Genomic DNA, 19,488 nt, shown 5'->3' on the forward strand with positions numbered 1-19,488 from the left:
TGCGACGCAACCATCTCGAAATCGGAAGCAGGTTCGAAAACAATGCCCAATGCGGCTTGGAATCGACTCTTGGAGGGAAATCGGCGTTTCGTCGACGACGTTCCACAGCACCCCAATCAGGACACGGCACGGCGTGAAGCGCTGTCGAGCGATCAGACGCCCTTCGTCACGCTCTTCGGCTGCTCGGACTCCCGAGTCGCTGCGGAGATGATCTTCGACGTCGGCCTCGGCGACATGTTCGTCGTCCGCAACGCCGGCCAGGTCGTCGATCCGGTCACCCTCGGCTCGTTGGAATACGGTGTCGAACTCCTCGGCACTCCCCTGCTCGTCGTGCTCGGCCACGACAGCTGCGGAGCCGTGACGGCAGCCTACAACGCCTACGATTCAGGTGAGACGCCCCCGGGATTCATCTCCGATGTCGTCGCGCGCATCCTGCCCACCGTGGCCCGGGCCCGGACGAACAAACGCACCACGGTCAATGAGACCGTCGCGCAGAACACCATCGACACGGTCGACAAGATCATGCAGCTGTCGTCGATCATCAGGACCGCAGTCGAAGAGGGCCGACTCATCATCGTCGGTCTCACCTATCAGCTCCACGACGGTCGCACGACCGTCGTCGCCCAATACGGAGGCGACGAGGCGGCAGTCTCGCACCACGCCTCCTGACGCTCGGCCACTTCGGTGGTCGATCACATCGACAAAACTCAGACAGCCCAACGGAAAGGACAACAATGAGCGAAGAATTTCGCATCGAACACGACACCATGGGTGAGGTCAAGGTCCCCAAGGACGCTCTCTACAGTGCCCAGACCCAACGCGCCGTCGACAACTTCCCGATCTCCGGCAAGAGCCTCGAATCGGCGCACATCGCGGCCCTCGCCCAGGTGAAGAAGGCCGCTGCGAAGGCCAACCTCGAACTCGGCGTCCTCGACGAGGCCCGCGCCAAGGCGATCCAGGACGCGGCCGACAAGGTCATCTCCGGTGAGTACGACGCGCACTTCCCCATCGACGTCTTCCAGACCGGTTCGGGCACCTCCTCGAACATGAACACCAACGAAGTGCTCGCTTCGCTGGCGACCAAGTCCCTCGAAGCCGACGGTGTCGATGTCCACCCGAACGACCATGTCAATGCTTCGCAGTCCTCCAACGACGTGTTCCCCACTTCGGTGCACCTGGCCGTGACCAAGGCACTCGTCAACACGCTCGTTCCGGCCATGCAGACCCTGGCAACTTCGTTGGAGAAGAAGGCCGAGGAGTTCTCCTCCATCGTCAAGTCCGGCCGCACCCATCTCATGGACGCCACCCCGGTGACGTTGGGCCAGGAGTTCGGCGGATACGCCGCGCAGGTCCGCTACGGCATCGAACGCATCGAGGCCTCCCTGCCTCGTGTTGCCGAAGTGCCGCAGGGCGGAACTGCAGTGGGCACCGGCATCAATACGCCCAAGGGCTTCTCCTCGCGTGTGGTCGAGATCCTTGCCGAAGAGACCGGTCTGCCCATCACCGAAGCGCGCAACCATTTCGAAGCGCAGGCCAACCGCGACGGGCTCGTCGAGGCCTCCGGTCAGCTGCGGACCATCGCCTACGGCTACATGAAGATCTGCAACGACCTGCGCTGGATGGGTTCGGGCCCGAATACCGGTCTCGGTGAGATCGCGATCCCCGACCTGCAACCCGGTTCGTCGATCATGCCCGGCAAGGTCAACCCGGTCATCTGTGAGGCCACCATTCAGGTCGCCGCCCAGGTCGTCGGCAACGACACCGCGGTGTCCCTGTCCTCGACGAACGGTGCCTTCGAGCTCAATGTCGGCATCCCCGTCATGGCCTCCAATCTCCTGGAGTCGATCCGCCTGCTCGCAAACTCCTCGACCGTCATGGCCGAGAAGATGATCGACGGGCTCACCGCCAACGAGGAGCGCGCTCGCTTCCTCGCCGAGGCCAGCCCCTCCATCGTCACCCCACTGAACAAGGTGATCGGCTACGAAGCTGCGGCGAAGATCGCCAAGCACGCTGTGGCCAACAAGATGACCGTCAAGGAGGCGACGATCGCCCTCGGCTTCGTCGAAGACGGCTCCATCACCGAGGCGGATCTCGATCAGGCGCTCGACGTCACGACGATGATCGGCGACTACAAGTAAGCACCCGGCCTCTCTGATCAGCAGACGGCCCATGCTGGTCAGCACTCGGCACGGCCGATCAGCATACGGCGCCCGGACAGACCCGTCCGGGCGCCGTTTCGTGCTCTTCAGCCCCGGAAGGGATCGAACTCCTCGAGCACGTCGGTGACCAGCGCCGCGATCTCCGATCGTTCCGAACGCGTCAGCGTGACGTGGGCGAAGAGGTCGTGGCCCTTGAGCTTCTCTATCACCGCAGCGATTCCATCGTGCCTGCCGACCCGCAGATTGTCCCGCTGCGCGACGTCGTGGGTGAGAACCACCTTCGAATTCATCCCGATGCGTGAGAGCACCGTCAGCAGCACATTGCGCTCCAGGGACTGCGCCTCGTCGACGATGACGAAGGCATCATGGAGCGAACGTCCTCTGATGTGCGTCAACGGCAGCACCTCGAGGATGCCCCTGTTGACCACCTCGTCGATGACGTTCTTGCTCACCAGTGCGCTCAGGGTGTCGAACACCGCCTCGGCCCAGGGGTTCATCTTCTCCCCTTCGCTGCCGGGAAGGTATCCGAGGTTCTGCCCGCCCACGGCGTAGATCGGCCGGAACACCATGATCTTCGAGTGCTTGTTCTCTTCGAGCACCTTCTGCAGTCCGGCAGTGAGGGCCAGCGCGGACTTCCCCGTTCCGGCTCGCCCTCCCATCGAGACGATTCCCAATGCGTCGTCGAGCAGCATGTCGATGGCGATCCTCTGCTCCGCCGAACGTCCGCGGACTCCGAAGAGGTCGCGGTCCCCGCGGACCACGGACACACGGTTGCCTGCCTCGACCCGCCCGAGACCCGAACCCCGCGGTGAGGTGATGACCACGCCGGTGTTGACGACCTCCTCGGACACCGCCTCGGTGACGATCGCCCCCGATTCGTAGAACTCGCTCATCTGCTCCTCGTCGAGAGCGAGTTCGCTCATTCCCGTGAAGCCCGAATCGGCGGCCAGCTCCGCCAGATACTCCTCGGCATGCAGTCCCAGCGCAGAGGCCTTCACCCGCATCGGCACGTCTTTGGTCACGACGACCACATCGTGGCCTTCGGCTGAGAGGTTGCGGGCCACCGCCAGGATGCGTGTGTCGTTCTCTGTGCGGTCGAAACCCACCGGCATCGTCGAAGCGTCGATGTGGTTGAGTTCGACGCGCAGCGTCCCACCCGCTTCGCCGACGGGTATCGGCTGGTCCAGTCGGTCGAATTCCGAGCGGAAGTCGTCGAGGATGTGCAGGGCTCTGCGGGCGGTGAAACCGAGCTCGGAATGGTTGCGTTTGGCTTCGAGTTCGGAAACGACGATGAGTGGGATGACGACGTGATGTTCGGCGAAGCGCAGAAGTGCGCCGGGATCCGAGAGCAGCACTGAGGTGTCGAGAACGTAGGTGTGAACATTTTCAGCCATGAGGACCTCTGTGGCGTGAGTTCCGCCGAGATCCGGTTCTGACATCCCCCGATCTCGGGTTGGTGTCGACCAACTACTGTCAACCTAACCCGATTCGACCGCAATCACGTGTCGGCACGCGCGGTCGGGCACGTCGAGGTCGTGAACTTCGCGTGAATGCGAGATGCCCCGGTCCGCATCCCGAAACCGTGGTCTGCTGTCTGTACTCGATGCCCTGCCGGCGGGCACGAGGATGACCATTGCCTATTTGCCGAAGCGGCGTTGACGCAGACCGTAGTCGCGGACGGCGCGGAGGAAGTCCGTACGCCGGAAGTCCGGCCAGTAGGCTTCGCAGAAGTAGAACTCGGAGTACGCGCTCTGCCACATGAGGAATCCGGAGAGTCGCTGCTCGCCGGACGAGCGGATGATGAGGTCGGGATCGGGCTGGCCCTTGGTGTAGAGGTGTTCGCCGATCTGTTCCGGCGACAGTTCCGAGATGATCGTCTCAAGATCCGTGCCCTCACCCCGGCGGGCCCGCAGCAGGGACTTCACCGCGTTGACGATCTCCTGCCGACCGCCGTAGCCGACGGCGACGTTGACGCGCATCCCGCAGTCATCGGTGTTCGTGGTCACCGCTTCCAGGCGGGCCCGCAGATCGTCGGGGAGGATGTCCAGGTCACCGACCAACTGCACTCCGACGCCGTCGAGTGCGGCGATCTTCTCCACGAGGTCCGAGATGATCTCGATGAGAATGGCGACCTCTTCGGCCGATCGTGCGAGATTCTCCTTGGACAGCACATAGAGGGTGACGATCTCCACGTCGATCTCGAAGCACCAGCCGAGGAACTCGACGATCTTCGCCGCCCCCGCCCGATGCCCGTCAGCGGTCGTCGCCCCGAATTCCTTCGCCCACCGACGGTTGCCGTCGGTGATGACCCCGACATGGCGCGGAACCGGCACCGACTTGTCGAGCTCACGCTTGAGCCGTCGCTCATACAGCCGATAGAGCAGGTTCACTGGTCGCGCCACGGCTGTCCTCTTTCGCGTTGGTCTCCGGTCGATTCGAACACTGTACAGACTACTAGCCGCCGTCGCTGAATGAGGCTTCAGACTCACTGGTTACCATGGTGTCATGAATGCTCCCGTCACAGGTCCGTCCCCGATCGTTCCCGACGCCTCCCGGCCCATCGGCGATACTTCCGCGGACGCTGCTTCGACAGGCAATCACCAGCGCATCGCCCGCCGTCGCATGGCGTTGCGTGCCGAACTGACCAAGCTCGCCGGGCAGGTCAAGCCGAAGCTGCGCGGCTGGTTCCACGCCGGTGCGTTCCCGCTGGCGATGCTCGGCGGACTCGCGCTCGTGATCATCTCTCCGACGATCGAATCGCGCATCGCGGCGGCAATCTTCGCGATCACCGGAATGCTGCTCTTCGGCACCTCCGCCGTGTACCACCGCGGTCGGTGGCGCACCCGCGTCCGCCTCGTTCTGCGACGCCTCGACCACGCGAACATCTTCCTCATCACGGCAGGCACCTACACTCCGCTGGCCGTGCTCATGCTCCGCACCGATCAGGCCATCCTGCTCCTGTCGGTGCTGTGGGGCGCGGCCGCGCTCGGCGTCGCCTTCCGCACGATCTTCACCACCGCACCGAGGTGGCTCTTCGTACCGATCTATGTCGGCTTCGGAGTCGCCGGAGTCGGCTATATCCCGCAGATCTGGGCGACGAACCTCTCCGTCGGTCTCCTCGTCGTCCTCGGCGGCGTGTGCTATGTCGCCGGTGCCGTCATCTACGGCATCAAGCGTCCGAACCCGTCACCGAAGTGGCTGGGCTTCCACGAGATCTTCCACATCCTCACGATCCTCGGTTACGGCTGCCATCTCGCCGCGCTCATCGTCGCGGCCGTCGCCGCATACTGATCCCCACACCGAGGCGGCGGGATGCCGAGCAGGCCCTGCCGAGCAGAGTCTCAGGACTGTTTGTCGGAGTCTTCGGTGCGCTCCTGCGCCCCTGTCGCCTCCGTGGCTTCGTCCGCCTGCTTCGCCCCTGGCGTTTCGTCGCCTGCCGCTTCGTTGCCTGTCGCTTCGTTGCCTGCGGGCTTCTGGGCCTGTTCGGGCTCGTCCGGTCCCGAGAGCTTCGACTGGTTCGGAACCACGTGCCTGCGCAGCGGAATCGGGTAGGCGTCGCTGGCCCCTGAACGTGCACGGACCCGACGGACTCGGCGCAGAGCATCGCGGATGAGGAAGATCGTCACGACGACCACGGCCAGGGTCGCGAGGAAACCGATCGTTCCCGGGGTCACCAGATCCGGATTCGGAGAGCCTCCGTCGGTGGTCGGAGCTGGAGTCGAGGCGAGGAGGATCATGCGTGAGTATCGCTTTCGGTCAGGGTGGAGTCAGCGGCGGTGGTGTCCTCACCGGCTGGCGAATCCGGCAGCATCCCCTCGTCCGGAACACGCCGCCCGTCGTCGCGGGTCACTCCCGCGAAGAGGTCTTCTTCCTGGAAATCGACGTCCGGAGTCAGCGGCGCACGATCGGTGCGGTCGACGGCCAGTTCGAATTCCTCGGTCGGCCAGTAGGTGCGAGCGGCATTGCGCGAAGCGGAGAAGAATCCGCCTTCGGGATCGATCTGGGTGGCGTGCGAGAGCAGCGCCCGGTCTCTGGCGGGGAAGAACTCCGAGCAGGCGATTCGGGTGCTCAGCCAGTTGCGACGGGCACTGTCGCGCTTCTTGAAGTCCTCGAGGTGTTCGGCGAAAGGGGACTCGAGTCCCGCCTCGGCCATCTTCTCGTGGATGGTGATCCACTTCTTCGCTGACAGGTCCTGGTTGTAATAGACCTTCTGCACCTGCCACGGCTCGCCGAGCTCGGGATGCGAATCCGCATCGGCTGCCGCTTCTACGGCAGCCATGGTCACGGCATGGTTCTTGATGTGGTCGGGGTGCGGGTACCCGCCGAGTTCGTCATAGGTGGTCACGACCTGCGGACGGAAGGTGCGGATGATGTGGACCAGCGGCAGCATCGCCACTTCGTCCGGCACCCGATAGAAGCAGCCGGGCGGAGTCTGGTTGTCGAAGTCGCCGTCGGGCAGACCCGAATCCACATGGCCGACCCAGACGTGCTCGGCACCGAGCGCGGCGGCCGCGGCAGCCATCTCCTCACGCCGGAGACCGGCGATGTCACGACTGGCCTTCGGACTCTGCAGCAGTGCGGGGTTGAGGATGTCTCCGGCCTCGCCGCCGGTCATGGTGGCGATGAGGACCCGGGCCCCCAGAGAAGCGTACTTCGCGCTCGTCGCCGCACCCTTGGAAGATTCATCATCGGGGTGGGCATGAACCGCGAGCAGTCGCAGCCCATGGTACGGAAGCGAAGTCATAATGAAGATGTCCCTTTCGAATCAGCCTGGTCGCCACCTGCTGCCGGCACAGGGTCTGACATGATCGCCGGCAGAGGATCGACTACTCTAGATTAGTGCGCGAAGTACTTAAAGAGGAATTCAATGACTGAGGTAACAGTGGCCCAACCGCTGCAGGATGATCGTTACGGTCGACCCCGCACGCACAAACGCGGTCTGAGCCGTCGAGCCAGGATCATCTCCGTCATCGTCCTCCTCGTGGTCGCCGCGGTCATCGCCGTGTGGGCGTTCCGTCCGCAGACGAATCCCACGACACCGCAGACCCTCGACTATTCCGTTGTCGACTCCTCTGCAACGCACGTCAGCGTCGGAATATTTCCCGACCGGCAGCGCGATGTCCACTGCATCGTTCAGGCCACGAACGACAGCGAAGCGATCGTCGGCTTCACCGAGGTGACCGTCCCGGCCTCCGCGGACAACGATCCGAACTCGCCGAAACGCGTCGAGGTCGAATTGGCGACGACACAGCTGGCCGCATCGGGACACGTCGATTCCTGCTGGTTCGAATAGCGCGAAGCCCTTCGAATAGGTCTCGCACGCATCAGGGTTCTGCCGCACGACCGACAGACTCGATTGCGGGAACGTGACTCAGCTCATCGTTTTCGCTCACAGATGCGTTACACTGTAGTTTCATTCAACTTCCGGGCGTGCCCATACGCCCGGTTTTTTCGTTGCCTGACACGCCCGTCAGCGCACCGAACCGAAGAAGGAGAAGTCATGACCGAGGAAGTCACCCAGGAAGAGACATGGTTGACCCAGGAAGCCTTTGACCGCCTGTCGAAGGAACTCGAGCATCTCTCCGGACCGGGTCGTGCAGAGATTGCTGAGAAGATCGAAGCCGCCCGCGACGAGGGTGACTTGAAGGAGAACAGCGGTTACCACGCAGCGCGTGATGAGCAGGGCAAACAGGAAGCACGCATCCGCCAGCTCGAGGTGCTGCTGCGCAACGCGAAGGTCGGCTCCAGCGACAGCGACGGCAAGACCGTGGCTCCCGGAACCGTCGTGACCGCCAGCGTCGCCGGCAACTCGATGCGCTTCCTGCTGGGCAACCGCGAGATCGCCGGAGATTCCGACATCGACGTGTTCTCGGAGAAGTCACCGCTCGGTGCCGCCGTGCTCGGCGTCAAGGCCGGAGACACGAGCTCCTATGAGGCTCCCAACGGCAAGACCATCGAGGTCAAGGTCGAATCCGTGGAGGCCTTCACCGGCTGAATCGGTGTCAGAACAGTTGTGGGCGGGTGAGATCACCCGCCCACAACTGTTCTCAGATCATTTCCTTCGACCGTCGGAATCGTCGGGACTCTCCCCGTCGGCATCCGCAGAATCCGGTCCGAGTTCCTCGGGATCGGTCGCAGTCGATCCGGCTCCACCCGCACTGTCATCCTCGGCGGACTCATGGACCGCCTCGGTGAGTCGTTCCTTCGCCGCATCCAACACGGCCGCGGCCTCCCGGGCCTTCGGATCGCTCGGCGGGCCCTCCGCGTCCTCCGCGTCATCATCACCGGCGGCGCTGTCAGCGCGAGCGATGTAGCCGACCACGCTGTTGAGCACGGCCACCAACGGCACGGCGAAGAGCGCGCCGACGATGCCGAAGAGGAAACCGCCGCCGGTGACAGAGAGGATCACGGCCAGCGGGTGGACAGAGACGGCCTTGCCCATGAGGAACGGTTGGAGGGCCTGGCTTTCGATCTGCTGCACGGCGATGACGACGATCAGCATGATGACGGCGCTGCCCAACCCGTTCGACACCAGAGCCACCAGAACGGCCACCGCACCGGAGGCGATGGCGCCGACGACGGGGACGAACGAGGTGAGGAACACGAGCACGGTCAACGGGATGACCAACGGAATCCCGAGGAACGCCGCACCGATGCCGATGCCGATCGCGTCGACTGCGGCGACGAGGATCTGCACCCGCACGTACTGCACGAGCGTGGTCCACCCCCGCTGAGCGGCACCGGTGGCGACGGGGCGGGCGGGGATCGGCAGCAGGCCCACCACCCATTTGAAGATGTTCGCTCCGTCGTAGAGGAAGAAGAACGTCGTGAACAGGCACACGGCCATCCCGGTGAGGAAGGTGCCGACCGAGGAGGTGGCCTCAAGCGCCCCGCCGAGGAGCTGGCTGCTGTTGTTCTGGAAGAAGTTCGTCGCGGTCTCGATGCCTTTTTCGATGTAGCCCGAGACCGTCGTGGAGTCGATGCCGAAGGGGTTCGTCGACAGCCAGCTGCTGATGCCTGAGACACCGGCGATCACCTGTTTGACGAGGTCGGGCATGCCCGAATAGATCTGCTGCCCGACGAGGCCGAAGAGTCCGAGGACGACGACGATGAACCCGACGAATGAGATCGCCGCCGCGCCACCGCGGGGCATGCCCTTCTTCGCCAGCCACCCGGTCGGGGGTGCCAGCAGTGCGGCCAACAGCAGCGCAATGAGTACCGGCAGAACGACGCTGGAGATCTTCGACAGCAGCCACAGCGCCACGCCGACGGCGACGAGGACGAGAAGCGACCGCCACGACCACGCGGCTGCGAGCTTGAGGCCCGGGGCCACATACGGCTTGGCTTCGGCTTCGATGCGGCTGAGGGCGATCTCCTCGGGGCTGACGCTGCGGGCGGGGGAGATTTCTGCTTCGGGCCGGGAACGGGAGGAACCGCGTCCTCGCCGGAAGGCCTCCCAGGCACCACGGAAACGGTTCGTAGGATGCTGCTGATCGTTATCGGTCATGCCTCAACAATAGTTGTTGAGAGACTGACTAAGGTGGAATGATGACGCCTGAGGAGGGAAATCAGTGGGAAGACGCATGATTCTTGCCGTAGCGACCATGGGTGCCACGGCGGTCGGCGCCGGTGCATCGGCGGTCGGACTCCTCCGCCATCAGGCGAGTGCGCTGCGTCGGTCCTTCGACGACGATGAGAATCGTCGCCATTCCACCTTCGCCGAGGCGATCGCCGCCCCCAGAGACCGCGACGATGGCGATTCCGCCGCCTTAGCCGTCATCGGCGATTCCTGGCTGTGCGGGGTCGACGTCGGTCCCGAACATGCCCCGCCCACACTCATCGGCCGCGGACTGGCTCGCATGCTCGGCACCACCGTTCGCGTGCAGACCACCGCACGCCCCTCAGCACTGTCCGAGGACCTGCACAGGCAGGTCGACGAAGTGCTGCGCTCACCATGGCTGTCGCGCCAGCTGTCCGACCGCTGGAGCGAAGACCGTCGCTTCGCCATCATCTCGATCGGCACCGGCGACATCATCCACCCGATCCAAGCGACGATCGGCATTCCCGTGCTCAATCAGGCCATCAACCGTCTCCAGCGGGAGGGCCGGTACACGGTGTTCGTCCTCGTGTGCCCCAACCTCGGCGGTCTGCCGGGACTGCGCGACCCGCTCAAGACCTCGCTGCGCCGCACCTCACGGGTCCTCGCCGGTTCCCAGTGGCTGGCCGCCCTGGCGGCACGCGCCGTGCCGCTGCGGTCGACCGGGTCTCTGAGCGGCACGACACGCAGGTCCCTGCTCAACGAGTCCGGGCGCTTCCCCAGCGAACTCGGCTACGCGCAGCTGTCGTCGACTCTGCTCGCCGCGATCGCCGAACGCATCGAAGCGCCGGTCGTCGTCGATCGCAGCCTCGACATCCCGGAGAAGGGCGAAACCGCTCGCCGCAAAGAACTCGCTCCCGACCAGGATCCGCACCCGTCGGCGGCCGTCTCGTGATCCCGGTCGTCCTCGCCTCACAGTCTCCGTCCCGTCGCCAGATCCTCACGGCCGCGGGCATCGATCCGCTCATCATCGTCTCCGACGTCGACGAACGTGCCATCGAGGAGGAGTTCACCGGCTCCGTCGGCGATCTCACCACCGCGTTGTCGGAGGCGAAGGCCCAGGCGGTCGTCGACCGGATCATCGCTTCCCCTCCCCCGGTGCTGCACAGCTCGGAGACCATCGTCGTCATCGCCGGGGATTCGCTGCTCGAATTCGACGGACACGCCATCGGCAAGCCGGGCACCGCGGAACGCACCCGCACCATCTGGTCGGCGATCGCCGGCGAGTGGACGCAGCTGCATTCGGGACACACGGTTGCCGTGCTCAACCGCGCCTCCGGTGCCGAAGCCGAGGCGACGGAACTCGAACTCGGCGCGCTGCGTTCGAAGCGGTCGACCACCTCGGTGCTCATCGGTTCCCCCAGCGCCGAGGAACTCGAGGCCTATATCGCCACGGAGGAACCTTTTCAGGTGGCCGGGGCACTGACGATCGACGGCTATGGGGGTGCCTTCGTCGACCGCCTCGACGGCGATCACCTCACGGTGCTCGGACTCAGCCTGCCGGCAGTGCGCGAATTGGTCACCGATAGCGGCCTGTTCTGGCCCGATCTCTGGTCGCATCAGCACTAGACTCGGTTGCGGCAGGGTGACACGCCCGACGCCATTGAAGTTCTCGCCCGAATTTTTTATCGGTGTCCTACAAACCGTTGGTGCCCTTCTCTAAATTGATCTGTGATCATACAAAGGAGCGCCATGACCACAGTCCTCCCCGACGCAGCGACCACGGTACTCAGCACCACTGTGCCGACCGGGGCCGTCCGCCGAGTCCTCATCGCCAACCGCGGTGAGATCGCACTGCGCATCATCCGGGCCGCACACGACCTCGGCATCAAGGCCGTCGCCGTGTACACCCGCGCCGATTCGGATGCCGACTTCGTCGACCTCGCCGATGACGCCTGGCTGCTCGACGGCTCCGGAGCCGGGGAGACCTACCTCGACGTCGACAAGATCCTCGCACTGGCCAAGCGCTCGGGCGCCGATGCCATCCATCCCGGCTACGGCTATCTCGCCGAGAACGCGCACTTCGCGCAGGCGGTCATCGACGCCGGGCTGATCTGGATCGGCCCTCCCCCGGCCGCCATCGAGCTCCTCGGCGACAAGTCCGGCGCCCGCGGCGTCGCCGAAGCCGTCGATGCCCCTGTCGCACCCGGTTCCGACGGTGCTGTGGCCGATTTGGCCGAGGCCGCCTCGGTGGCCGAACGCATCGGCTTCCCCGTCGTCGTCAAGGCCGTCCACGGCGGCGGCGGACGCGGTTTCCGTGCCTGCGCTTCGGCCGAAGACCTGGAAAGCGCCTACACTGCGGCCACCCGTGAGGCCCAGGCCGCGTTCGGTCGGGGCGAATGCCTCATCGAGAAGCAGATCGTACGTCCCCGTCACCTCGAGACGCAGTGTCTGGCCGATGCACATGGCAATGTCGCCATCGTGTCCACCCGCGACTGCACCCTGCAGCGCCGCAATCAGAAGATCATCGAAGAGGCACCCGCACCGTTCCTCAGCCCCGAGCAGGAACGCATCGTCAGCCAGGCCTCGGCCCGGCTGCTCGCACACGTCGGCTACGTCGGCGCCGCCACCTGCGAGTTCCTCCTCGGTGAAGACGGCACGATCATCTTCATGGAAGCCAATGCGCGCATCCAGGTCGAGCACACCGTGACCGAGGAGATCACCGGAGTCGACCTCGTCGGCTGGCAGGTGCGCATCGCCTCGGGCGAGTCCCTGCCCGATGACTTCCCCGCTGTGCGCGGCCACTCGCTGCAGTTCCGGATCAACGCCGAGGATCCCGCGACATTCTTCCCCGTCACCGGTGCTGTCAAGAACTACCGCGCCCCGTCCGGTCCCGGCGTGCGTGTGGACTCAGGCATCGGAGAGGGAAGCGTCGTCGGCACGGACTTCGACCCGATGATGGCCAAACTCGTCGTCACCGGCTCCACCCGTGACGAAGCTCTGGCCCGTGCCCGTCGGGCGCTGGCGGAATACCGCATCGAAGGTGTCTCGACGCTGCTTCCTCTGCATCGCGTCCTCGTCTCCGACCCTGCCTTCGCCGCTGATTTCAAGGTCTGGACCAACTGGCTCGAAACCGCTTTCGTCAACCCTCTCGCCGATTCCCAATCAGGAGAAGTCATGAGTGCTCCAACCGACAGTTTCAGCGTTGTCGTCGAGGTCGACGGCCGTCGGATGACCGTGTCGGTCCCCAAGGACGTCATCTCCGATCTCGGCCATGTGCCCAGCCCCAGCGTGCCGCGGCGCAAGCGCAGCCTCAGCAGCCGCAACGGTGCGAAGCTCGCCGACGATTCGAACGCGCTCAACGCCCCCATGCAGGGCACCATCGTCTCCGTCGCCGTCAACCCCGGTGACACCGTCGAGGCCGGCGACACTCTCGCCGTCATCGAAGCGATGAAGATGGAGCAGCCGCTCAAGGCCGGTCATTCCGGCACCGTATCGGAGGTGCTCGTCGACGCAGGCGCCTCGGTGAAGTCCGGTGAGGCGATCGTCCGCTTCGCCGCCTGAGGACTTGCGACTTCCTGTGTTCGCCGGCGACCGAACGCAGGAGTCCCGAACACAGAAATCCCTGCCCGGGTCACCGCTGAAGATCGGTGATCCGGGCAGTGATGTATTCGGATTCGGCATCGTTGCCGGGGCATTTCAGACCTGCGGCATAGGCGTCCTCGGCTTCGGCCGTGCGACCGAGTTCGCCGAGGGTGATCGCCCTCGCAATGTGGAAGGGCCTGTGCCGCAGCAGCTGCGGATCGTCGGCGAGTTCGTCCAGGGCGATCATGGCCGCTTCGGGGCCTGAAACCTGGCCGAGGGCGATTGCGGTGTTGAGGGCCACGACCGGCGACGGGTCGAGGTCGGAGAGCATCCGATAGAGCACGAGGATCTGCTTCCAGTCCGTGTCGGCGAACCTCACGGCGTCGGCGTGGAGGGCGGCGATCGCTGCCTGGATGGTGAAAGCACCGGCCGCCGGTTCACCGGCGGCCGCACCGACGAGTGCGGTGCCTTCGGCGATGAGGCGGGAGTCCCACTGGCTGCGGTCCTGATCGGCCAGCGGCACCGGCCGCCCCTCCGCGGTCACCCGAGAGCGGTCGCGTGCCCGGGTGAGCAGGAACAGGGCCAGCAGACCACGGGCTTCGGTCTGCTCGGGCAGATATCCGACGAGCAGTCGGGCCAGGCGGATGGCTTCCTGCTGCAGATCGACTCGTGTATGGGCGGGACCTGCAGTGGCGTTGATGCCCTGGGTGAAGATGAGGGAAAGGACGCGCAACACCCCGGGCAGCCGGTCGCCGAGCTCATCGGGTGCCGGGCGGCCGAAGGGAATCCCGGTCTTGCGGATCCGCTGTTTGGCGCGCACGATCCGCTGCTGCATCGTGGCGGTTTCGACGAGGAACCCGGCAGCCACCTCGGCGGTGGTCAGTCCGGAGAGGAAGCGAAGGATGAGGACGATGCGCTCGTCCTCACGCAGTGTCGGGTGGGAGCAGGTGAAGAACAGCCCGAGGCGTTCGTCGGGCATGTCCGCTGCGTCCATCTCCTCGCCGATGCGCACCGCGTGGTCGTCGTGGTCACCTGGTCGCAGCTCGTCCTCGATGCGCAGCCGGGCGAGGTGCCGGGTGCGCACCTCGTCGGCGCGGATGAGATCGATGGCGCGGTTCTTCGCCGTAGCCATCAGCCACGCCTGAGGACGTTCGGGCACTCCTCGCCCCTGCCATGTCTCGACCGCGCGGAGCACTGCGTCGTGGAGGGCCTCCTCGGCGAGGTCGAAATCGCGGAACCGGGTGACCAACGCCGCGAGCAGCCGCCCGAAGTCCTCCTCGCCGATGGCGCTGAGGACTCGGGCGGCCGAATCGGGGTCGGGACCCATCAGTAGTCGGCCACAGGACGGATCTCGATGTGTCCGGACTTCGCAGCGGGACTCTTCTTCGCCCAGGCGATCGCCTCGTCGATGTCGGCGACCTCGATGACGTAGCTGCCGCCGACGAACTCGTTCGATTCGGCGAACGGGCCCGAGGTGACAAGGCACTCGCCTCCGGATTCGCTCACGCGGACCCCGAGTTCGGGCCCTTCGAGGGCGAAGCCGCCGACGACGACCCCCGCCTCGCTGATCTCCTTGTCGAATGCCATGAACTCGGTCGGATCCGCTCCGCCGTCCTCACCGCATTCGGGATCCTGTGTGGTTCCCATGAGCAGAAGTGCGTACTTCATGTCGTTCTCCTCCGTCGTTTCCAATGTCATGCCGGGCGGCCTGACACCATGATGACGGTCGAGGAGCGATCGGATCGACAGCTGCGGAGAAAAACTTTCCTGCGTTCGCAGAATCGACCAGATCAGAGGTGGCGGTGGAGCTTCCGCGCCGCCTCGGTCAGCGAACCGCTCACCGAGGGGTAGACGACGAACGTCGCCGAGAGCTGGTCGACGGTGAGCCGGTTCTCCACTGCCATCGTGATCGGCAGGATGAGTTCGCTGGCCCGCGGGCCGACGACGACTCCGCCGAGGATGGAGCCGGATCCGCGGCGCGCGAAGATCTTGACGAAGCCGTCTTCGATGCCGAGCATCTTCGCGCGCGGGTTCGTATCCAGCGGCAGCATCACCGTGTCGATGTCGGTCGGGTTCTCCCGGTAGTTCTGCTGGGTGAAGCCGACGGTGGCGATCTCGGGAGCGGTGAACACGTTCGAAGCGACGTTGCGCAGCTTGAGCGGCTGCACGGCGTCGCCCAGTGCGTGGTTCATCGCGATCCGGCCCTGCATCGCGGCCACAGAGGCCAGCGGGAGCACGCCGGTGCAGTCACCGGCGGCATAGATTCCGGCCCGTGAGGTCCGCGAGACCCCGTCGACGACGATGTGTCCGGATTCGCTGACCCGCACACCGGCCTTCTCGAGCCCGAGGCCTTCGGTGTTCGGGATCGAACCGACGGCCATGAGGCAGTGGGAGCCTTCGACACGGCGGCCGTCGGCGAGCACCACTTCGACTCCGTCGTCGGTGCGGGTCACCGAGGAGGCTCGGGACCGGGAGAGGACGTTCATCCCCTTGTTGCGGAACACGAATTCGAGGACATCGGCCGCGTCTTCGTCCTGACCGGGCAGAACCTTCTCACGCGAGGACACGAGAGTCACCTCGGTGCCCAGGGCGCGGTAGGCCGACGCGAATTCGGCACCGGTGACACCGGAGCCGACGACGATGAGGTGTTCGGGCAGCTCGTCGAGGTCGTAGAGCTGCGTCCAGGTGAGAATCCGCTCGCCGTCGGGCTGCGCGGTCGGCAGTTCCCGCGGGTGAGCGCCGACGGACAGCAGGATGGTCGAGGCATCGAGGGTGTACTCGGTGCCGCCGGACTCGACGACGTGAACCTGGTCGCGACCGGCCAGCGTCGCTTTGCCCTGAATGGCTTTGACCCCGGCCCGGATGAGGCCTTCGTAGATGTCGTTGGCCTGCGCGTCGGCGAGCGACAGGATGCGCTTGTTGACGGCTTCGAGGTCGGCGGTCACCCGGCGGGCATCGGCCGCGGTCTCATCATCGTTCTCGATCCGGATTCCGAGGCCGTCGGATCGTTCGATCTCATCCATCATCTCCGCGGTGGCGATGAGGGACTTCGACGGAACCACATCGGTGAGCACCGCCGCGCCTCCGCAGCGGTTCTGCTCGATGAGCATGACATCGGCGCCCAGCTGAGCCGCGACGAGCGCGGCCTCATAGCCGCCGGGGCCGCCGCCGATGATGACGACGCGATCTGCAGTGGAATCAAATTCAGTGTTCACACTGCGATTGTCTCAAATCGCCACGGACCTTGCGAACGGAACCCCGGTGTTCCCGCTCGCGAGCTCACAATCGGGCTCGCGATCCGAAACCGAGGCTCACGGCCCGAAGCGGAGACTCACGATCCGCCCGGTCCGATCACGACGGATCGACCACCTCGGCGGTGTCTTTGTGCAGGGTCGAGAGCAGCACATACGACAGTGCGTTCTGCCGCACCTTCTCCACACCGTCGTCGTCCATCTCCCGGCGCACCTTCGCCGGAACTCCCGCCACGAGGGAACGCGGAGGGATCTGTGTGCCCTCGAGGACGACGGCCCCGGCGGCGACGAGGGATTCGCTGCCGACATGAGCGTCATTGAGCACGGTCGAGTGCATCCCGATGAGCACATCGTCGTCGACGACGGCCCCGTGGACGAGCGCCTGGTGGCCGATCGAGACGCGGGCGCCGATGACCACGGGCTTGCCGGCATCGGTGTGCATCACGGTGTTGTCCTGGACGTTCGAGTCCTCGCCGATCGTGATCGGTGCGGCTTCGGCCCGGAGCACGCAGCCGTAGAAGACGCTCGCCCCCTTCTTCACATGCACATCACCGACGAGGGTGGCACCGGCGGCGACGAACGCCTCGGGATCGACGTGCGGGGTGTGCCCGCCGACGGAGACGATGCGGGGGCTGGCGAGGTCGTTGGTCATGAGTCCTCCATTGGTTCACGAACTGTCTGCTTGCGTCTGACAGTCTAATCCGAGAGCCCTGACACGGTCGGTCGGGACGCATAGCGGACCGATTTGCGCGATCGCGTCCATAGCAGGACAATAGGGAAAATATTTGTCAGAAATTTCACACTGCCGGACCCTTGTGCGCCCAATTGCGTTATGTGAACCTTGACTGAGAGAGTTGCGCGCTCGGAATTCGGGCGCGGTCAACCGCGTTCACCGAATTCGTCGAAAGGTCACCATGGATTGGCGACACCGTGCAGCATGCCTCAATGAGGATCCGGAACTCTTCTTCCCGATCGGCAACACCGGACCCGCTCTGCTCCAGATTGAGGAAGCGAAGACCGTCTGCCGCCGCTGTGAAGTAGCCGAGACCTGCCTCCAGTGGGCACTCGAATCCGGTCAGGATGCTGGAGTCTGGGGCGGATTGAGCGAAGACGAGCGTCGCGCGCTCAAGCGCCGCGCCGCCCGTGCCCGTCGCGCCGGCTGAACCACCTGAGACACCGCGGGCGTTGCACTGCGCCCGCCCCGCAAGCCACTGAGTCCCTTGTGCCGACGACGAATCATCGTCATCGGCACAAGGGACTCAGTTGTCTTCGCGCCCTGAGGCCCTGGACAGCCCCGGCGATGCTGCAGCCGGAACCCGGATGATCGGGACGGACAAGTCAGCCGCTCAGTCGTAGGAGTCCGGACGCAGCGGAACATCGAGAGTCGCCACGGTGCCGCCTCCTTCACGGGCTTCCCACTGGATCGATCCGGCCAGGTCCGCCGACACCAGGGTGCGCACGATCTGCGTGCCGAGCCCGTTGCCCGGATTCTGTGAGTCGCCGAGTCCGACACCGTCATCGGCAATCGTCACCCGCAGATGGTCACCATCGCGTTCGGGAGTCACCCACACATGCCCGTCGAGCGTCTCCCCCGGCGCCAGACTCTCCTGCTTCTCGGCAGGGAAACCGTGTTCGATCGCGTTCGTGATCAGCTCGGTGATCGCCAGTGCCAGAGAGGTCGCATCCGCTGAGGAGATCGCACCGAAGCTGCCGCACCGTTTGAGTTCCATGTGCACCAGTGGGCTGGTCAGCTCCGGCGTCAGGCGCAGACCTTTGTCGACGACCTCATCGAAGTCGACTTCGGATTCGACACCCTGACTGAGCACGTCGTGGACGACGGCGATGATCGAGACTCGCCGCATCGCTTCGGTCAGTGCGCTCTTGGCCTCGGGACTGTCGATCCGGCGGGTCTGCAGACGCAGCAGAGCCGACACGGTCTGCAGGTTGTTCTTCACCCGGTGGTGCATCTCCTTGATCATTGCGTCCCGCGACAGCAGCTCGCGTTTGCGGCGCCGGATCTCGGAGACGTCACGGGCGAGCACGATCGCTCCGACCCGCTCCCCCTCATCGGTCAGCGGGATGGCGCGCAGAGAGATGCTCGTGCGCCCGACCTCGAGTTCGGTCCGCCACGGGGCCCGCCCCGTGAGCACCAGCGGCAGGGTCTCGTCGACCTGCCGCAGCTCGGCGCCCAGGCTCGAAACCACCTCGGCGAGGTAGCTGCCTTCGATCTCTCCCCCGTGGCCGAGCCGGTGCATGAGCGACACGGCGTTCGGGGACGCATACTGCACATGGGAATCGCGATCGAGGATGAAGATGCCGTCGCCGACCCGCGGTTCCCCGTGCCGCGCCCCGCTCGGGGCGGCACGATCGGGAAAGGTGCCCTGGACGATCATCCGCATCAGGGCCATCGCCGTTTCGCGGTAGTACTTCTCCAGTCGGGACGAACCCCGGCGGCGAACCTCTTCGGAGTAGCGGACGACGAGCGCGATCGCCTCGCCGTTCCGGACGATCGGGACCGCCTCGGCGAGGATGCCGACATCGGCCGAACCCGCGCTCACCCCCAGGTCACGGGCCGTCTCCACCTGAGTGACGTAGGTGCGGGTGTCGCTGGCTTCGTCGAGCAGCTCCTTCTCCATCCCGGTCGCGCGGGCTCCGATGAGATCCCGGTTGAACAGGGTCGCCCCGGTCGTCGATCGGGCGTGGGCGACCACCGTGTACGCGCCGCTCAGCGAGGGCACCCACAGCACGAGGTCGGCGAAGGAGAGATCGGCGAGCAGCTGCCAGTCCCCGACGAGCAGATGGATGTGTTCGACGTCTGACTCATCCGTGAGACCCTCGGCCGCCAGCAGTTCGTTGAGCACGATACGTTCCTCCCAGGTGAGATCAGCAGACCCGGGTTCCCCTCGGATCTGCTGATGAGTCGATGATCAGACGCTACCACTTCATCCGCCCATCT

General features: G+C 65.2%; 19 protein-coding genes. 9 read left to right on the top strand and 10 right to left on the bottom strand.

Translation table 11 applies throughout. The features are described from left to right. Nucleotides 1-42 precede the first annotated feature (42 nt). A complete protein-coding gene (locus ACQE2J_RS13000) occupies nt 43-669 on the top strand; it encodes a carbonic anhydrase (protein WP_135538200.1) in 627 nt (208 codons plus the stop codon). Between the two features lie 65 nt (nt 670-734). Next, a complete protein-coding gene (locus ACQE2J_RS13005; protein WP_135538198.1) occupies nt 735-2,138 on the top strand; it encodes a class II fumarate hydratase in 1,404 nt (467 codons plus the stop codon). 107 nt (nt 2,139-2,245) lie between these two features. On the opposite strand, the gene ACQE2J_RS13010 is transcribed toward ACQE2J_RS13005, so the two are convergent. Further along, nucleotides 2,246-3,553 (bottom strand): PhoH family protein, encoded by a 1,308-nt coding sequence (locus ACQE2J_RS13010; protein ID WP_135538196.1) that lies wholly within the window; start codon nt 3,551-3,553, stop codon nt 2,246-2,248. Nucleotides 3,554-3,796: 243 nt separating this feature from the next. Next, nucleotides 3,797-4,561, bottom strand: coding sequence for an isoprenyl transferase (locus ACQE2J_RS13015; protein WP_135538194.1), 765 nt, complete (start codon nt 4,559-4,561; stop codon nt 3,797-3,799). Between the two features lie 103 nt (nt 4,562-4,664). On the opposite strand from ACQE2J_RS13015, the gene trhA reads away from it, so the two are divergent. Further along, nucleotides 4,665-5,450 carry a PAQR family membrane homeostasis protein TrhA gene (trhA, locus tag ACQE2J_RS13020; protein WP_135538192.1) on the top strand — a complete coding sequence of 262 codons (786 nt, stop codon included), beginning with the start codon at nt 4,665-4,667 and terminating at the stop codon, nt 5,448-5,450. Nucleotides 5,451-5,500: 50 nt separating this feature from the next. Here trhA and ACQE2J_RS13025 read toward each other — a convergent pair whose 3' ends face one another. Beyond that, nucleotides 5,501-5,896, bottom strand: coding sequence for a hypothetical protein (locus ACQE2J_RS13025; protein WP_240689612.1), 396 nt, complete (start codon nt 5,894-5,896; stop codon nt 5,501-5,503). Then, nucleotides 5,893-6,903 (bottom strand): mycothiol conjugate amidase Mca, encoded by a 1,011-nt coding sequence (gene mca / locus ACQE2J_RS13030; protein ID WP_426936451.1) that lies wholly within the window; start codon nt 6,901-6,903, stop codon nt 5,893-5,895. Before mca ends, ACQE2J_RS13025 begins: the two co-directional genes overlap by 4 nt. A gap of 123 nt (nt 6,904-7,026) precedes the next feature. Between mca and ACQE2J_RS13035 the strand changes: the two genes are divergently transcribed. Then, nucleotides 7,027-7,452 (top strand): DUF4307 domain-containing protein, encoded by a 426-nt coding sequence (locus ACQE2J_RS13035; protein ID WP_426936452.1) that lies wholly within the window; start codon nt 7,027-7,029, stop codon nt 7,450-7,452. 207 nt (nt 7,453-7,659) lie between these two features. Continuing rightward, nucleotides 7,660-8,154: a transcription elongation factor GreA gene (greA, locus tag ACQE2J_RS13040; RefSeq protein ID WP_135538186.1), complete on the top strand. Its 495-nt coding sequence runs from the start codon at nt 7,660-7,662 to the stop codon at nt 8,152-8,154. 57 nt (nt 8,155-8,211) lie between these two features. Here the strand turns inward: greA and ACQE2J_RS13045 are convergent, their stop codons facing one another. After that, nucleotides 8,212-9,666, bottom strand: a complete 1,455-nt coding sequence (locus tag ACQE2J_RS13045) for an AI-2E family transporter (RefSeq protein WP_135538185.1) — start codon at nt 9,664-9,666, stop codon at nt 8,212-8,214. Between the two features lie 76 nt (nt 9,667-9,742). Here ACQE2J_RS13045 and ACQE2J_RS13050 point away from each other — a divergent pair, with 76 nt between their 5' ends. The 3 genes from ACQE2J_RS13050 to ACQE2J_RS13060 all read left to right on the top strand — a co-directional run bounded on the left by ACQE2J_RS13050 (nt 9,743) and on the right by ACQE2J_RS13060 (nt 13,260). Next, the gene (locus tag ACQE2J_RS13050; RefSeq protein ID WP_135538183.1) at nt 9,743-10,651 is read left to right on the top strand and encodes an SGNH/GDSL hydrolase family protein; all 909 of its coding nucleotides are present in this window, start codon (nt 9,743-9,745) and stop codon (nt 10,649-10,651) included. Further along, nucleotides 10,648-11,325 (top strand): Maf family protein, encoded by a 678-nt coding sequence (locus ACQE2J_RS13055; protein WP_135538181.1) that lies wholly within the window; start codon nt 10,648-10,650, stop codon nt 11,323-11,325. The genes ACQE2J_RS13050 and ACQE2J_RS13055 overlap by 4 nt, the downstream gene beginning before the upstream one ends. Nucleotides 11,326-11,448: 123 nt before the next feature. Continuing rightward, the gene (locus ACQE2J_RS13060; RefSeq protein WP_135538179.1) at nt 11,449-13,260 is read left to right on the top strand and encodes an acetyl/propionyl/methylcrotonyl-CoA carboxylase subunit alpha; all 1,812 of its coding nucleotides are present in this window, start codon (nt 11,449-11,451) and stop codon (nt 13,258-13,260) included. Nucleotides 13,261-13,330: 70 nt separating this feature from the next. On the opposite strand, the gene ACQE2J_RS13065 is transcribed toward ACQE2J_RS13060, so the two are convergent. The 4 genes from ACQE2J_RS13065 to ACQE2J_RS13080 form a co-directional block, all read right to left on the bottom strand. Beyond that, the gene (locus ACQE2J_RS13065) at nt 13,331-14,608 is read right to left on the bottom strand and encodes an RNA polymerase sigma factor (protein ID WP_135538177.1); all 1,278 of its coding nucleotides are present in this window, start codon (nt 14,606-14,608) and stop codon (nt 13,331-13,333) included. After that, nucleotides 14,608-14,979, bottom strand: coding sequence for a YciI family protein (locus tag ACQE2J_RS13070; RefSeq protein WP_426936453.1), 372 nt, complete (start codon nt 14,977-14,979; stop codon nt 14,608-14,610). Before ACQE2J_RS13070 ends, ACQE2J_RS13065 begins: the two co-directional genes overlap by 1 nt. A 92-nt stretch (nt 14,980-15,071) precedes the next feature. After that, nucleotides 15,072-16,496, bottom strand: coding sequence for an NAD(P)H-quinone dehydrogenase (locus ACQE2J_RS13075; protein ID WP_135538173.1), 1,425 nt, complete (start codon nt 16,494-16,496; stop codon nt 15,072-15,074). 136 nt (nt 16,497-16,632) lie between these two features. After that, on the bottom strand, nt 16,633-17,184 hold the full coding sequence (locus tag ACQE2J_RS13080) for a gamma carbonic anhydrase family protein (RefSeq protein ID WP_135538171.1): 552 nt from the start codon (nt 17,182-17,184) through the stop codon (nt 16,633-16,635). 262 nt (nt 17,185-17,446) lie between these two features. Here ACQE2J_RS13080 and ACQE2J_RS13085 point away from each other — a divergent pair, with 262 nt between their 5' ends. After that, on the top strand, nt 17,447-17,695 hold the full coding sequence (locus ACQE2J_RS13085; protein ID WP_009374875.1) for a WhiB family transcriptional regulator: 249 nt from the start codon (nt 17,447-17,449) through the stop codon (nt 17,693-17,695). Nucleotides 17,696-17,878: 183 nt separating this feature from the next. Here ACQE2J_RS13085 and ACQE2J_RS13090 read toward each other — a convergent pair whose 3' ends face one another. Further along, complete coding sequence (locus ACQE2J_RS13090) at nt 17,879-19,393, bottom strand: sensor histidine kinase (RefSeq protein WP_135538170.1); 1,515 nt, start codon at nt 19,391-19,393, stop codon at nt 17,879-17,881. Between the last annotated feature and the right edge of the window lie 95 nt (nt 19,394-19,488).

Source organism: Brevibacterium sp. LE-L (assembly GCF_050214925.1).
Lineage (GTDB): Bacteria > Actinomycetota > Actinomycetes > Actinomycetales > Brevibacteriaceae > Brevibacterium.

What these genes read in the sequence shown, in the direction of transcription:
- ACQE2J_RS13000 (WP_135538200.1), top strand. Translation starts at nt 43, where the DNA reads ATGCCCAATGCGGCTTGGAATCGACTCTTGGAGGGAAATCGGCGTTTC.
- ACQE2J_RS13005 (WP_135538198.1), top strand. Translation starts at nt 735, where the DNA reads ATGAGCGAAGAATTTCGCATCGAACACGACACCATGGGTGAGGTCAAG.
- ACQE2J_RS13010 (WP_135538196.1), bottom strand. Translation starts at nt 3,553, where the DNA reads ATGGCTGAAAATGTTCACACCTACGTTCTCGACACCTCAGTGCTGCTC.
- trhA (WP_135538192.1), top strand. Translation starts at nt 4,665, where the DNA reads ATGAATGCTCCCGTCACAGGTCCGTCCCCGATCGTTCCCGACGCCTCC.
- ACQE2J_RS13025 (WP_240689612.1), bottom strand. Translation starts at nt 5,896, where the DNA reads ATGATCCTCCTCGCCTCGACTCCAGCTCCGACCACCGACGGAGGCTCT.
- mca (WP_426936451.1), bottom strand. Translation starts at nt 6,903, where the DNA reads ATGACTTCGCTTCCGTACCATGGGCTGCGACTGCTCGCGGTTCATGCC.
- ACQE2J_RS13035 (WP_426936452.1), top strand. Translation starts at nt 7,027, where the DNA reads ATGACTGAGGTAACAGTGGCCCAACCGCTGCAGGATGATCGTTACGGT.
- greA (WP_135538186.1), top strand. Translation starts at nt 7,660, where the DNA reads ATGACCGAGGAAGTCACCCAGGAAGAGACATGGTTGACCCAGGAAGCC.
- ACQE2J_RS13045 (WP_135538185.1), bottom strand. Translation starts at nt 9,666, where the DNA reads ATGACCGATAACGATCAGCAGCATCCTACGAACCGTTTCCGTGGTGCC.
- ACQE2J_RS13050 (WP_135538183.1), top strand. Translation starts at nt 9,743, where the DNA reads ATGATTCTTGCCGTAGCGACCATGGGTGCCACGGCGGTCGGCGCCGGT.
- ACQE2J_RS13060 (WP_135538179.1), top strand. Translation starts at nt 11,449, where the DNA reads ATGACCACAGTCCTCCCCGACGCAGCGACCACGGTACTCAGCACCACT.
- ACQE2J_RS13065 (WP_135538177.1), bottom strand. Translation starts at nt 14,608, where the DNA reads ATGGGTCCCGACCCCGATTCGGCCGCCCGAGTCCTCAGCGCCATCGGC.
- ACQE2J_RS13070 (WP_426936453.1), bottom strand. Translation starts at nt 14,979, where the DNA reads ATGACATTGGAAACGACGGAGGAGAACGACATGAAGTACGCACTTCTG.
- ACQE2J_RS13080 (WP_135538171.1), bottom strand. Translation starts at nt 17,184, where the DNA reads ATGACCAACGACCTCGCCAGCCCCCGCATCGTCTCCGTCGGCGGGCAC.
- ACQE2J_RS13085 (WP_009374875.1), top strand. Translation starts at nt 17,447, where the DNA reads ATGGATTGGCGACACCGTGCAGCATGCCTCAATGAGGATCCGGAACTC.